General features: G+C 54.3%; 10 protein-coding genes and 1 tRNA gene. 3 read left to right on the top strand and 8 right to left on the bottom strand.

The genetic code is table 11. The features are described from left to right. The first annotated feature begins 33 nt into the window (after window positions 1-33). Window positions 34-636, top strand: a complete 603-nt coding sequence (locus tag RHP47_RS06765) for a Uma2 family endonuclease (RefSeq protein ID WP_310840034.1) — start codon at window positions 34-36, stop codon at window positions 634-636. Here the strand turns inward: RHP47_RS06765 and RHP47_RS06760 are convergent. Then, the gene (locus RHP47_RS06760) at window positions 633-1,796 is read right to left on the bottom strand and encodes a pyridoxal phosphate-dependent aminotransferase (RefSeq protein WP_310840032.1); all 1,164 of its coding nucleotides are present in this window, start codon (window positions 1,794-1,796) and stop codon (window positions 633-635) included. The two genes, RHP47_RS06765 and RHP47_RS06760, sit on opposite strands and share 4 nt — an antisense overlap. A 96-nt stretch (window positions 1,797-1,892) precedes the next feature. Next, window positions 1,893-1,965, bottom strand: a tRNA-Glu gene (locus RHP47_RS06755). A gap of 100 nt (window positions 1,966-2,065) precedes the next feature. Here RHP47_RS06755 and RHP47_RS06750 point away from each other — a divergent pair. Further along, entirely contained in the window at window positions 2,066-2,914 is an 849-nt protein-coding gene (locus RHP47_RS06750) for a glycosyltransferase family A protein (RefSeq protein ID WP_302677592.1), read from the top strand. Here RHP47_RS06750 and RHP47_RS06745 read toward each other — a convergent pair. Further along, complete coding sequence (locus tag RHP47_RS06745) at window positions 2,911-4,905, bottom strand: elongation factor G (RefSeq protein WP_286625052.1); 1,995 nt, start codon at window positions 4,903-4,905, stop codon at window positions 2,911-2,913. The genes RHP47_RS06750 and RHP47_RS06745 overlap by 4 nt on opposite strands. Before the next feature lie 181 nt (window positions 4,906-5,086). Between RHP47_RS06745 and RHP47_RS06740 the strand changes: the two genes are divergently transcribed. Next, complete coding sequence (locus tag RHP47_RS06740) at window positions 5,087-6,139, top strand: tetratricopeptide repeat protein (protein ID WP_149819339.1); 1,053 nt, start codon at window positions 5,087-5,089, stop codon at window positions 6,137-6,139. Between the two features lie 3 nt (window positions 6,140-6,142). Here the strand turns inward: RHP47_RS06740 and hmpF are convergent, their stop codons facing one another. From hmpF to RHP47_RS06715, 5 genes are all read right to left on the bottom strand, one after another. Next, entirely contained in the window at window positions 6,143-7,789 is a 1,647-nt protein-coding gene (hmpF, locus tag RHP47_RS06735; RefSeq protein WP_302680062.1) for a pilus motility taxis protein HmpF, read from the bottom strand. Between the two features lie 326 nt (window positions 7,790-8,115). After that, on the bottom strand, window positions 8,116-9,312 hold the full coding sequence (locus RHP47_RS06730; protein ID WP_286625048.1) for a homocysteine biosynthesis protein: 1,197 nt from the start codon (window positions 9,310-9,312) through the stop codon (window positions 8,116-8,118). A gap of 5 nt (window positions 9,313-9,317) precedes the next feature. After that, on the bottom strand, window positions 9,318-10,118 hold the full coding sequence (locus tag RHP47_RS06725; protein WP_149819333.1) for a hypothetical protein: 801 nt from the start codon (window positions 10,116-10,118) through the stop codon (window positions 9,318-9,320). Window positions 10,119-10,136: 18 nt separating this feature from the next. Continuing rightward, window positions 10,137-10,880: a response regulator transcription factor RpaB gene (rpaB, locus tag RHP47_RS06720; RefSeq protein WP_149821735.1), complete on the bottom strand. Its 744-nt coding sequence runs from the start codon at window positions 10,878-10,880 to the stop codon at window positions 10,137-10,139. A gap of 249 nt (window positions 10,881-11,129) precedes the next feature. Next, window positions 11,130-14,549, bottom strand: a complete 3,420-nt coding sequence (locus tag RHP47_RS06715) for a phycobilisome rod-core linker polypeptide (RefSeq protein ID WP_149819331.1) — start codon at window positions 14,547-14,549, stop codon at window positions 11,130-11,132. Between the last annotated feature and the right edge of the window lie 144 nt (window positions 14,550-14,693).

The raw sequence follows: 14,693 nt of genomic DNA, 5'->3' as shown, positions 1-14,693 counted from the left end.
TAGGATCAAGTTATTCGGCTTAAATCAACCGTTATGACTTCTACAACACCCGTGGACAGCTCGCCGCTGCTGCTCAATGTCCGCAATGCAACGGTGCAGGTGACCCCAGAGCAGTTTGATCAGCTCTGCCGCGATAATCCTGATCTGCGCCTAGAATTGACCAAGGCTGGAGAATTGATTGTCATGCCGCCAACGGGGGGGCAAACGGGTGCCCAAAATTTTGAGCTGATTGTGGAAGTGGGGCTTTGGAACCGGCAAACGCAACTGGGGCGCGCCTTTGATTCCTCAACGGGCTATGACTTTATAGCTTTGGGGGGCGGCAAACTCTCCCCAGATGTCTCTTGGATTGCTAGCCCCCGCCTAGAGGGCGTTGATCTGACGGGCTTTATCCCCATCGTGCCGGATTTCGTTGCTGAGTTGCGATCGCCCTCGGATGCGATTGACCGCTTACGCGCCAAAATGCAGGAGTATCGGCGACTGGGGGTGCGCTTGGGGCTGCTGATCAATTCCCAAGACCGCCAAGTAGAACTCTACCGTCCCCAAGAGGACGTGGTTGTTTTAGACGCCCCCCAGGTCGTTGATTGCAGCGAGGTGATGCCGGGGTTTCTCCTACCGATGGCGCGGTTGTGGATTTAGAGCCGCTCGACAAATTTTGCCAGTCGCGTCAGGCCTTTTTCAATGGTGGCCAAATCCGTGGCGTAGGAGAGGCGAATGTGATCATCCATGCCAAAGGCTTTACCGGGAATTGTGGCCACCTTTTCTTCCTCCAGCAGGCGATCGCAAAACTCTACGGAACTTAAACCCGTTTCGCTAATATCCACAAAGAGATAAAAGGCGCCTTGGGGTTTGAGACAGCGCAGGCGAGGAATCTCAGAAATGCGTTCATACATACAGGCACGGCGATCGCGGAAGGCGGCCACCATCTCGGCCACACAGGCTTGACTTCCCTCTAGAGCCGCAAGGGCACCGTATTGGGCAAACGTACACACATTTGAGGTGCTGTGGCTCTGAATTTTCGTGGCGACTTTAATCACATCGGTTGCCCCTGCCAAATAGCCCACACGCCAACCCGTCATCGCATAGGCCTTGGCAAAGCCACTACAGACAATGGTTCGCTCAAAGGCCGCCTCACTGACAGCACCGATGCTCAGGTGTTCAGCCCCATCGTAGAGAATCTTCTCGTAAATCTCATCGGAGACCACCCACAGTTGATGCCGCACAATCACTGCCGCTAGTTCGCGAATTTCCTCGGGGGTATAGACCATGCCCGTGGGGTTGCTGGGGGAGTTGAGGACAAAGAGCCGTGTTTTGGGGGTAATGGCATCCTCTAGCTGGGCAGGGGTAATCCGATAGCCGGTTTCCGCAGTGGTTGTCACAATCACCGGCGTGCCACTAGCCAAGTGCACCATTTCTGGATAGCTCACCCAGTAGGGGGCAGGAATAATCACCTCATCGCCGGGATTGATTAGGGCTAGCATCAGGTTAAAGAGCGCCTGCTTGCCGCCATTGGTGACGAGAATATTTTCAGCACGATAGGGCAGGTGGTTGTCGTTGTTGAGCTTGGTGGCGATCGCCTGCCGCAAGGCCGGTTCCCCTGCCGCCGGACCATAGCGGGTTTTGCCTTGATCGAGCGCTGCTTTTGCCGCCTCACGAATGTGGGCAGGGGTGTCAAAGTCGGGTTCGCCCGCACTAAAGCTACAGATATCCTCTCCCGCTGCGCGCATTGCCTTGGCTTTGGCATCAATCGCCAGCGTTACCGACGGCGTGACCCGCATCACCCGCGTTGCCCAGTCCATCCTTTGTCTCCTGCACTACTTTCCGTATTGTGGCACTTTGGCAGGGGAGCGGCGAATCAAATATCGACCGTTCACGTTGAGGTTGCCAGTGGAGGATACCCCCAGGGGAATTCGAATCCCCGTCGCCTCCGTGAAAGGGAGGTGTCCTAGGCCTCTAGACGATGGGGGCAAGACTCAGCATTAGTTAATGTAGCGAATGCCCTGAGCGTTTGTCAACACCTTGGGAAATTTTTGCATCGCAGCCGCTCCTAGGGAGAAAATGAGGGCGAGTGACTGAGGGACTTGCTGTGGAACTTGCTGGCCTACGTTCCTTCTCGATTGTGATGCCCGCCTACAATGTGGTGACCCAGCGGGGAGAAACGGTCTTTCGGGAAACCCTTGAGAGCATTGCCGCCAGTTGCCGCTACCTCCAACAGCACTTCCCCTACGCCACTGCGGGGGAATTCATCCTGATTAGCGATGGTTCAACGGATCACACCTGTGATGTGGCGACGGCAGGATGGCCGAATGCCGTGCCCCTACAATTGGTGGGCTTGCCGACGAATATTGGGATTGCGGCAGCGCGGAACATGGGGGTGCGCTTGGCCAAAGGGGAGGTGATTTTTTTCTGTGATGCCGATGATCTCTACCGCCCTGAGCATCTGTTTTTAGCCCTATCGGTGTTGAATCAGCCTTTACCCGCACCCTATGCCCCAGCGTATTTTGGGGCGGTACGCACGGGGGTCTATTGTCGCGATCGCCTGCATCCCTACTGGCACAAAAGCCTCGAGCAAACGCTGGTGCTCAATCTCGCCGTGCGCCGCGAAGTCCATGAGTTTATTGGCGGCTTTCCCGAAGAGGAGGTGTTTCGCCAATTTCGCTATGGGGCTGAGGATGTGGCCTATGCCCATTGGCTGCACCAGTTTTGCCACACTGCCCGCCTCCAGCAGCAGACCGTTGAGTACCGCCGCTTTCCCAATAGTTTCTTTGACCGTCAACTCAAGAAATTCCAAGCCGCTCCCGGTACCGTGGCTGATGATCTGGATGCGAGCGATCGCCAGCAGGAGGCGCAGATTCAGCAGATTATGGCCACACGACTTCAGGAATTGCAGGCCAAGGCGGCTCAACTGGTGGCCTAGGCTTTTTTGTGGCGCTGGACAATCGTCGCGGCCAGTTTCTCCGGTACTTCTTGAAGATGGTCAAATTGCCAATGGAAGCCACCTGTGCCCATTGTCAGCGATCGCAACTCCACCACAAAGTCATGCATTTCTGCTTGGGGTAAATAAGCCTCAATCTGTTCCCAGCCGGGCCAACCCTCCTTATTGCTGTAGCCCAAAACCTGACCGCGCCGCCCCGTCAACGCCTGCATCACCTTAGCCGTAAAAGCTTGGGGCATCCACACTTGGACTGCCATGATGGGTTCTAGGAGTTGCGGTTCACACTGGGGAATTCCCGCTTGCATGGCGAGGCGAGCCGCTTGGCGAAAGGCCTGCTCAGAGCTATCCACGGAGTGATAGGAGCCATTGGTGAGGGTCACCGCCACATCCACGATCGGAAATCCCAACGGTCCTTGGTTGAGAAATTCCCGCACCCCTTGCTCGACACCGGGGATATATTGCTTGGGCACAACGCCGCCGACAATGGTTTCACTAAATTGAAAGCCGCTGCCGCGTTCTAGGGGAGCAATATCGAGGTACACATCGCCAAACTGGCCGTGGCCACCGGTTTGATGTTTATAGCGGCCATGACTGTTTTTCGTGCTGCGGCGAATGGTTTCCTTGTAGGGGACTTGGGGGAGATGGGTTTGCATCGGTAGGTTATATTTGCGGCGCAGGCGATCAAGGGCAATCTGCAAGTGAATGTCACCCTGTCCCCAGAGAATAATTTCATGGGTATCGCCATGCTGTTCCCAGCGCAGCGCCGGATCTTCCTCAAGAAGTTTTTGCAGCGCGCTGGTGAGCTTCACCTCATCACTGCGTTTACTGGGGGTAATGGCCAAGGCATAGACGGGTTCTAGTTGGGGGGCACAGGGCAAAGGCACCGCCTGACCATTGATACTGAGGGTCTCACCCGTACGAATGCCCTCTAGGCGCGCCAAGAGAACGATGTCCCCCGCTGTGGCTTGTCCCAAGGATTCCAGTTGTGTACCTTGGGCACGGTAGATACCACCCACACGCACCCCATTCAAGCTCATACCATCGGTCAAGGTACCCTGCCAGACCCGAACGAGGGAGAGCTTGCCGCCTCCTTGGGGTAGATAGAAGGTCTTCAGTACTTGGGCGAGGGGTTCCTCACCATTGATCTGGCGATGGGCAGCAGTTTCTGTGGCATCGGGTGCTTCGCGATCAAGGGCTGCCAATAGGGGGCGCACACCGTAGTCCGTTTGCGCACTGCCAAAAAAGACGGGCACAATTAAATCGGCTCCCAACTCCCAGCGCAGATCCGCCATGATTTCACTTTCTGGCGGCGCAATATCCTCAAGGAGTTCTTCCAAAAGGTGGTCATCATAGTTGGCTAGAGCCTCCAGTAGCTCCGCCCGCGCCGCCTGTTCAACGGCTTGTAATTCCGAAGGAAAGGGAACTAAATCCGCCGCTGCCCCCGCATGATAGTGATAGGCCTGCTCCGTCACCAAGTCAATGTAGCCCAAGAGATCATCCCCCTGCCAAATGGGGTACTGGTGGGGTACCAAGGGGCGACTGGAAACTTGGCGATAGGCCGCGAGGATCTCCATGTAGGGGTCATGGGCGCGCTCCATCTTGTTGACAAAAAGAATATGGGGAATCTGCCAGTCATCGAGGAATTTGAACAGGGGGGTTAGGGTAAAGGCGCGATCGCTAAGGGGTTCACAGACAACGATTGCCATATCCACCCCCACGAGGGCATTGAGGGTTTCTTGCAGCAATTCCACCGAGCCGGGACAGTCGAGAAGCGTCAGCTCCAAGTCTCCATACTGGGTATGAACGACATTCAGTTCTACCCCCATTTGGCGATCGCGAGCCTCAGGGCTGGTATCTAGAAGACTACTGGCCTTACTGCTCGTGGCGTGGGTAAGGCGCAAAATGCTTTCTGCAAGGGTTGTTTTGCCACTGTTGTAGCTGCCCACAAGGGCAATGTTGCATCGTCTCGCCATCACACACCTACCTTTTGATTTGCCATTCGGGTCAAAATTGTCCAGAATAGAGCCTTAGTTTGCCTTAACTAGATCTCTTAACCCTTGGCGATCGCCCTTGGCGGAATTTGCAGTATCTCTTAAGAGAGCTGTAAACAACCGTTAAGTTGGGGTTAACGTTTGCGAGGAGGACTCACTCACGATGCGCTTCAATTCCCTTTTGTGGGCTAGTATTGCCAGTCTTGGCCTTTGGATGGCATCGCCAGTACACGCCAATAGCCAAGTCAGCACGCTGATGCAAGAAGGGCGACGGCTAGTGGAAGCAGGAAACTATGCCCAAGCCTTGGCCATTTATCAGCAACTGCTCCAGAGCGAGAGCCGTAATCCCCGCGTGCATTCTGCCATTGGCTACCTCTATGCCCAGCAGGGACAATTTGCCGAAGCCGCCCGTGCCTACCAACGCGCTATTGAGCTGGATCAACAAAACGCTGATTTTTACTATGCCCTCGGCTACAGTCTGGGGATGATGGGGGAAAACCACGGGGCTGCTGCCGCCTACCGCCAAGCCATTCGCCTGAATAACCGTAATGCCCAATCCTACGAAGGACTGGCGGTGATTCTCGCCCGCATGGGGGATCCCCAAGGCGCTATACAGGCCTACCGCTCCGCCCTCAGTCTTGACCCCCGCAATTGGGCGGCTCAAAAGGGATTAGGCGTTTTGCTGCTCCAACAACGCAATATTCCTGAAGCCCTCAGTAGTCTGCAACAGGCGGCAGCCCTTGCCCCTAGCAATGCCTCGATTCAACTCAACTTGGGGATGGCACTTCTGGCCGCCGGCGATCCTAGCAATGGCTGGCAAGCGATTGATCGCGCGGCTAACTTGGGTCAGCGGGATGCGGATCTGCTACAACAGGTGGCTGAACTGGCGGCTGCTGCAAATCAAACCGAGCGAGCCATTCAAACCTATCGCCGCCTAATCACTTTGCAACCCGAACGGCTAGCCACCTACTTTAGCTTTGGCGAGTTGTTAATGCAGCAGAACAACCCCCTTGAAGCGGCGGCCATTTATCGTCAAGCCACGCAGATCAACCCTAGAGATCCCGAAGGATTTTACCGCTTGGGCAAAGCCTTGGCAGCGCAAGGGCGGCGGCAGGAGGCTCGCAGTGCCTATCAAGTGGCTTTGAAACTGTACCGTGAGCAAAATAACCGCGCAGGGGAAACCAAAGTCCGAGACGCGATGCGGCAGCGCAATTAGCGACTAAGCCCCCTGCCCTAGATTCATGACGACCTGCTGCAATTCAGAAATGAGAGCACTGGGACGGCCATTGAGGATATTTTGGTTTAGTCCCTCTAGGCCTTGGCGCAGGTGATTGAGGCGATCTTGAACGGGCTGTAAAATCTCCCGCAGCAGATTCGCTTGGCCGCGCTTGGCAGCGAGTAACCGTTGCTCTTCAATCAGTGCCTGTTCTTCTTGACTGAGTTGATCTTTTTGCTGCTGTTGCAGTTTGCGGCGCTCTTCAAGGTCGTGGCGCAGACTTTCGAGATCAGTATAGGCCTGCTGCAATTCTTCCGCGAGTTGATTGACAGCCACACTGTACTCTTGAAACTGGCGCTCCAGTTCACTGAGGATGGGAATGAGGCTAATGCCCTGTTGGGAGGCGGGATCTTTGCGCGCCTCTAGCACTTGTTTGTGAATTTTGTAGATCGCTTCTTTTTCACGGATATTTTGCCGCTGTCCTTCAAGCGCCTGATTGAGCAGATTACAGCGCTGGCGTTCGTCCTCCAGTTCTCCTGCCAGTTGCAGGCGATCGAAATCACTGGCTGCTTTGACTTTTTGCTCCAGTTCTGCCAAGGACTCCAGAGCCATTTTTAGCTCTTCTTCTTGATCGTTGACAAAGGCAGAGGCACGTTTGAGGTCATTACCGCGGTTGGCGACTTCTTTTTCGAGTTCCTCCATGGGCATTTTCATCAGGGCATTCACATCCACTGCCTCTGTGAGATCACTGACCATGGCTTGGCGCATTTGCTGGATCATTTCCTCCTGTTGGGCAAGGAGGTGACGTTCTTTTTCAAGCACGGACTGTTTGTAGCGGCAGAGTTCCTCCTGCAGGGCGATCGCTCGACTGTCTTGCCAAAATTGTTCTTGAGCGGTGCGCCACGTCTCCTCCTTTGCATGGAAGGCTTGCAGTTGTTCCTCTAGGGCAGCTTGCCGTTGACTCAGCTCCTGCTCCAGTTGCTCTAGTTGCTGCCAGTATTGACTCAGCAAGGCTTGCTGCTGGTCTAAAATTTGAAAACATTCCGCGATTTGAGGACGCCCACCACTGTTGAGGGTCTCTGCCAACTGCTGCAAAATCGAGTCCACTTGGCGAATTTGCTCTGGGGATAGGCCAACGCTGTGGCTTGATTTAAGTTGTTCCCAGCGCTGCTGCTCTTGGTGCACTTGGTGGCGTAAATTTTCAAGGGCTTGGCGCTCTGATTGAATCCGCTGTTCCTCGACGGTCAATTCTTCTCGCAATTTGTTGAGTTGTGCTAGTTGCTCTTCAGCGCCGGCCAATTGCGCCTCTAGTTCTTGGAGTTCTTCTCTGCGCTGCTCAAATTCCTGTTCCCGTTGATTGAGAGCTTCCGCCTGATAGGAGAGGGATTGCTTCCAGCCCTCAATTTCTTCCTCTTGACTTTGGAACCGCTCACGCATCCGTGTGAAGCCGTGCAAGATACCGGTGAGACGGCGCGTTGCTTCATCCACGTTTTGAATCTGGCGGTTGGCGGCCATTTCTACAAAGACCAACACACCATTGCCGTAGTCACGACTGTTGTCAAAGGGAATGGTTTCTTCGTTTTGGGGGACAGGGTGCCAGTAGCCCGACTGCTCACGCATCAACAACTTCAACTCGGATTTCGTCCCCATGAAACCCGTTTTTTTAATCACCTCGGCGAGATACTGCACAGCCCTTGACCTCTACCCTAACGCTGAGACTGACACACAACTAGAACATACAACAACCGTAATCATACGCATGACGGAATTAAGTGAGTGAAGGATGCAACTTTTCGTCTGTCCGCGATCGCTGGAATCCAGAACCCTATATTTTTATTAAACACCCATCGGCAAGCGTTCAGCAGTGGCCTGAATCACTCGGTCGGGGACTGGAGAATTGCCAAGGCCAAGGTGGTTGAACTATTGGTCATTATAGCGAAAGGAGGGTTGCTACCCGCCAAAAGTTATTAATGTCATTAATCATCACTGGCAGCGGGCATCCAAGGTTGCTGTGGCAGAAAGGCGCGATCGCGCGGCAGGGGGGCAATGGGTTCTGTGAGGGTAAAACGACCACTGTGGATCCAGTCTTTGAGGACTTCGGCAATGCGCTGACTAAAGTAAAGACTCGTCAGGGGAGCGGTGCGCACAGTTTTGCCTTCAATCTTGATTTTGCCTGACTTGAGTTGAGCATAGTTGACCATGCCAAAGGTGGGACGCACGCGGCGGGGAATTGAAAAGTCAATAATCGGCGCCACCACTTCCTCATCGCGAATGGCACAGCGGGCAATGACCTCTTGATCCAGCACCGGCAGCGGAACCCCCACCCCCAGCATCAGGGACGCTCCATAGTGCTTGAAATAGCAACCGCGCACCCAAAAGGGATCCATCTGTTTGGCATCACCAATCAGGGCAAGGGTGGCCGCTGGACCAATGGGGATGTCGTTGGCCAACCGTTTTTGCAAGGGGAAGTGTTGAGTGCCTTCCCACGCTACATAACCAATGCCGCCGCCGAGGAAAATGCGCGTGCCAATCCCCACCAGTCGCAAGTAGGGATCATTCAATAAAGGTGAGAGGGCGCCGCCACAGGCATAGACGGCATTCCCCAGTTGCGGTTGCAGCGGACCAAGGTAGGTATAGAGCGGGCGATCGCCACCATTGACACCGACAATAAAATTTTGATAAAGATTGCGGGGGTTATAGAGATAGAACTGATTGATCGTCTCTTTGCTAATCACCGTTTCTAAACTGGCGCGGGGATAACAATCCGTGACATAGCCCACTGCCCGTAGGGGAATGGCTTTACCTGCAATCAAATCGGCAATGACATGGCCACCCCCTCGCTCCCGCAGACTGTCGGCTTCGCCCGCTTCGGAATTGGGATCAAGGGATTGGGCTGCCCCCAAGTACAGATCGACGGCGCCAAAACCACTATAGGCGGGAATGCCATCGAGCCAGCACTGCCGCAGTTTAATCGGCGGATCCGTCGGGCCTAAGTTAAGGATCGCCCCAGAGGACTCCATGGGTTCAAAGGTACCCGTTGTCACCACATCCACTTGGCGGGTTGCTTCCGCAATGCTCAGACTTTCAAGGCGGGCTTTGAGTTCTGCCAATGTCCAAACGGTGGCTTTACCTGCTGTAATCTTTTCATTGATTTCGGCAATCGTGCGTTCCACAGGCGTTACCGCAGATCTTCAGGATGGCGAATTTGCCAAGTGCCATCGGGGAGCCGTGAGACCTTGCCCCCAAGGCGTTCAATATTCTCTATCGCCGTTTGCCGCGAGCGATCGCTGACCGCATTCACCAGTGCCCAAATCCAAGCATTGATCTGCGCCATCCGACTATCGGGATCCCGCCGTAGGGTTTGTGCCAACGAGCGATAATACTCTGCTGCGGCGCGGACTTGTGGATCTGGATTCATTTCTGCCCAAGCCGCTGCGCGATCGTAGGACTCTGCTGCCGCTCGCCCCTTGCCCAAAAAGAGCAATTCATCCATCGCCCGAAATACCCATGCCAAGTAAGCTGTCGGTTGATAGGCGGGATCCATCGCTGCCAGACCCCGATCCATCAAAGCCACAGAGGTTTGCGGCTGTCCTGCATACACCGTAATTGCCGTCGAGAGATAGGGATAGGTTGGGGCAAAGCGGGGGTCTTTAGCGATAATCACCTCAAAGAAAGCAGGTGCATCGTCGTAACCCGTGACTTGGCGGGCAGCGGAATCACCAAAAAACTGCAAAAATTGCAAAAACGCCCAATCGGCAACTAAATTGTCAAAACCAAAGGAAGGGAGATTTGCCAAAAGCCGCATTTGAGTAATGGTTTGGGCATTCTGGCGCTCATATTCGGCATCGGTGAATTGTTCTGCCGTTTGAACCTGTAACTGACGCAGGGCATCCTGCTGCATAAAGGCAATAATGCTCAAGGCCACAACCGTCAGACCTAGACCCACAGCTTCTGACCAGCGCCAGCGTTTTTGAAGCATGGCTCACCCTCAAGCCAGTTAGGAATTTTTGTTGCTTGCTTCTCCCGGTTCAGTAATTCGCTGAAAGAGATAGCCTGTTCCCCGTGCTGTCAAAATTAATTCTGGATTACTGGGGTCTTCCTCTAGCTTAGCCCGCAAGCGGGAAATGTGGACATCCACCACCCGCGTATCCACATGGCGTTCTGGCGTGTAGCCCCACACCTGCTCGAGAATTTCTCCCCGTGAGAAGGGTTCCCCCGAGCGACCCACCAGCAATTCCAAGAGCATAAATTCCATACCCGTGAGGCGAATGCGCTCATCCCCTTTATAGACTTGGCGCTTGTTGGTATCAATGCGAATATTGCCCACCTGAATCACCCCAGAGCTAGGGATACCAGAGGTGCTGGTTTTCTCAATGCGTCGCAGCACCGAGCGAATGCGGGCTTCCAACTCCTTGGGGGAAAAGGGCTTGACCACATAATCATCGGCGCCCAGTTCCAGCCCCGTAATGCGATCAGCGACATCGCCAAGGGCAGTGAGCATAATAATGGGGACATCGGATTCTTTGCGCAGTTCTTGACAGACGCCATAGCCATCTAGTTTGGGCATCATCACGTCAAGCACTACTAAATCTGGCTGCTCCTGCCGAAATGTGGTCAGGGCTTCCTCGCCATCGGCAGCAGTGACGACGGTATAGCCAATCATTGACAGCCGAGTTTCTAAAATGCGGCGAATACTCGCTTCATCATCAACAACGAGTATCTTTTCTTTGTGGCTCTCCAAAGTAACGGACACTCCTACTCAATGAGGACAGTAATGGATAGAAATTAAAATGTGAATTTTTTGTACTCTATCATTTTTTTACTGGCTATAGAAAGACTCCCAGCCCTCACTAGGACAGGATTTTGCCGATTTTTCAGAATTGAAAATCTTTAAGATATTTTAACGTGGTCTTGTCGAGAAAAAAAGCGGACACCCCTGCAAGAGCATCCGCTAGTGTATTGATTCACCAGTGGTTAGTGGCAGCGTTCCCTAGTCGCGGTGGCTTGGCTGAATCCCCACCAACGAGGGCGAGAGGCTTGACCAAGACTGCTTCACCAAGTCGGCATCGGCCTTGACACTGCCAATGTAGTTGCCCGCTGGCAGGGTGGGGAAGCGTTTGTAGGGCACGACATCTTCGCCAAAGTAGCGGCTGTACTCAGGGCTATTCACCATCGTTTCGACAGCAGCCTTGAGGCCTTGATCCGCCAAGATTTTGTTGTATTGGCGAATTTCCGCTTGGGTGGCCGGGGCGCGACCGAGGAGGTGACGGAAGAGGAATTCAATCACCTTGGTGTTGGGATAGGGGGTGTAGAAGCGGTTGCGATAGATCTCCGAGCTGGCCAAGGTACGCACAAACTCGCGGACGGTAATTTCACCGTTGCGCAGGCGGCTCTCGAGATCAGGGCGCCGGAACTGGCTGGGCACTTGGCCACTGAAGACATCCATCACTTGGCAGTAGATGGCATTGATCAGCAGTTCCACTTCAGCACTAGGGGCACCCACGGTCATGCGGAAAATGCGAGCAGGACGGCGACGGCTGGTACCGACCCCCACTTCCACTGATTGACCATCGCCATTGCGGAAGGAGCGTCCCAATTCGATAAAGCGGGGTTTGCTGGGATCCGCTTGACGCGCTTTTGCCTCTTGCTCAGCGATCGCCCGACTGAGGAGCGGCAGCTTCGTGTTATCGAGGCGAGGTTTCACGGGTGCGAAGCTGGGCACGACAATCGCATCACTTTGCTTCGTGAGTTGATTGTGCAGCTTCTCAGTGTTGGGGAAGTTGGCCGCCGGCAGGGTGGGGAAGCGACGATAGGGCACCGTATCCTCACCAAAGGCTTCAGCGTATTCAGCACTACTGACGAGGGCTTGGACAAAGGCCTTTAAGCCTTGGGTGGCAAGAATTTGGTTGTAGCGGCGAATTTCCGCTTGATCAAGGGGCGCCCGACCCAAGAAGTGCTTGGTGCCCAGTTCGATCACCTTGGTGTTGGGGTAGGGGGTGTAGAACTCCTTCTGATAGAGTTCCGAGCAACCCAAGCCCTCGATAAACTCCTTGAGGGTGATCTCGCCGTTGCTGAGCTTCGATTCAAGGGCGGTAAATTCATCGCGGACAATGTAGGGCGCCACATCCCGCTCAAAGACCTGACGATAGGCCGCCTGAATCACTAGTTGCAGATTTTGCTTGTCATTGAGATCCGTGAGCTTAAAGACCTTGGTTTGGTCGCGGCGCTTGCTCACCCCTTGATTGGCACGGAATTCAATTGCTGGCTCGGTTCGCAGTTCGGTCACCGCCCCCAGTTCGACAAAGCGAGGTGTTTCTTCTTTTTCAGGGGGTACGCCAGTTTCACCAATCGTGCCAGCGCGGAGCGATCGCAGAGCCAAACCTTGGGGCGTAATGTAGCGCTCGTAGGGAACCGTATCTTCGCCAAAGGCTTCGCTGTACTCTTGGCTGTCAATGATCGCATCCACCAAGCCATAGAGACCTTTCTTCGAGGCAATGTCGAAGTAGGCATTCATCTCTTGGCGACCATAGGTGGGACGACCCAAGAGGCGACGGTGAATATATTCAATCGCCTTCGTGACGTACAGCGGTGTCCAGTAGAGGCTGCGGAAGAGGTTTGACTTGGCCAAAATCCGCACAAATTCACGCACAGAGATTTCACCATTTTCCAGTTTGATCTCGGCCACTTTTTGGCGCTGCCCTTCATAGACATCGCGGCCAAAGACTTGCAGATAAGCGGCACGAATCACCCGCTGGGTCGAACTTTCAGCAAATTTGACACTGTCGCCGCCCGTGGCGATCGAGCGTTTGCCAATGCGGGCATTGATGCTGGGCAGCTGATCCAGTTTGAAGACTTTGGGCCCTAGGCTGCCGGGGGCGACCCCACGCGCTGCGGGATTGCTCACCTGATTGTTGATCCCTGGCCCGCGCGTAATGAGAATGCGGCGGGTGTCTTTGTTGAAGGGTTGGGGGCGAGCATTGGGATTTTTCTTCTCTTTTGGGAAGATGGCGCCAAACTGAATTTCCAAGGGATCGTTGCCCGCACCGTAGGGGTGTTGATCCGGCAGCGGCTGATCCTGAGCGGCAAAGGTGGTGATGAATTGCGGGACTTTACGGAAGGGAGCACTGTACTTGAAGAGATCCTGTTGGGCACCCCAGTTGCGGCACTCTTGAGCCTCTTGACCCAGACCCCGCAGATAGGGCACCGTCTCTTCACCAAAGTAGTCGCTGTATTCCTTGGAATCCACAAGGGCATCCACTAAGGCTGGAAGACCCCCTTTGGAAATAATGGCAAAGTAGGTTTGCACTTCCTCACGGCTCGAAGGCCCACGACCCAAAATATGGCGGAAGGCCAGTTCGAGGGCACGGCTGTTGATATAGGGTTCGTAGAAGTTTTTGCGATAGAGGGGCGATTTGGCCAGTTGGCGGATGAACTCCTTCATGGAGATGGAGCCATTTTTCACCTTGGATTCTAGGTCAGAGATGCCCAAGCCGTAGGCACGGGAGATGTCGCGTTCAAAGATTTGCCGATAGGCGGCTTTGACCACTTCGTTTTTCTCGGCAGCGGATAGCCCCGGCTTCATCACAAATTTGGGACGGCGTTCGGCGGCATTGAAGTAAATCTGGGGTAGTTGCAGACCTTGAAGATCCGTGGAGTTGCGCTGCCGCACTTTATCGGAGGGGGCAGGGGCAATAAATTCGTTGATCAGAACTTCAAAGTAGGTTTCCACAATGCCCTTGGCTTCGGCGTCTTTTTCAAAGTAGCTAAGAGCCGCCCGCCGCATTTCCTGTAGGGCAGCAATGGTGGCATCAGTGGAGCAAGCAGCCTCAATAATTTCTCGCAAGCCGCGCGTATTCACCGCCAGAATGTTGGGATCGCCAGCCACAATGGCATAGGTGGTATAGCGGAGGAACCAATCCAAGTCGCGCAGGGATTTTTCCATGCGGGCAGGGCCATAGCGGGCAATGTTGATCGGCTTGAAGCCCACGGGTGCACCACCACCAGAGGCACTAAAGACGGAGCGCAAGCCCTCTAGGAATCCACCACGGGTGTCCACATAGGTTGCGGTTCCCAACTTCATAGCTTCTTTCATGTCAATGGCTTCGCCCCTTGCCCCAGTGGTGAATTGGGGGGCTTCTTCAGTTTGGGGACGGGAGAGGAAGGCCATGGGGGAACCACCGACAAAGATGCGGTTGGCAGCACGGGAAACAATGATGTCGGCGTTGCGGGTGAGGGTGGTGGCAATTTCAAGGCGTTTTGCCCCAGAGCGCAGATAAACAGCGAGTTCATCCAGTTCACCCCGATTCAGGAAGCGATCCTGCTGTTCGGCTTGGATAATCGTTGAAACGGGGACTGTTTGATAAAGTTGCGGGCGGGCAACCGAGCTTCCACCACTTGCTTTGACAACCATGGTTACTAAGAGGCTCCCTTTACTTTTAGTTAACGCGCTAACTTAGATTAGAACGATTCGGGGGTAGCTCGGTATTTTTTTAAGAAATGTATAAATTTATGGGGATTTATCGGCGATCGCCCCCAAGCTTTATGAATTTTTGTA

Origin of the sequence: Thermosynechococcus sp. QKsg1 (assembly GCF_031586415.1) — a bacterium.
In the GTDB taxonomy this organism is placed as follows: domain Bacteria; phylum Cyanobacteriota; class Cyanobacteriia; order Thermosynechococcales; family Thermosynechococcaceae; genus Thermosynechococcus.
Note: the sequence above shows the minus strand (reverse complement) of the source record. Positions and strands in the feature narration are given on the sequence as shown.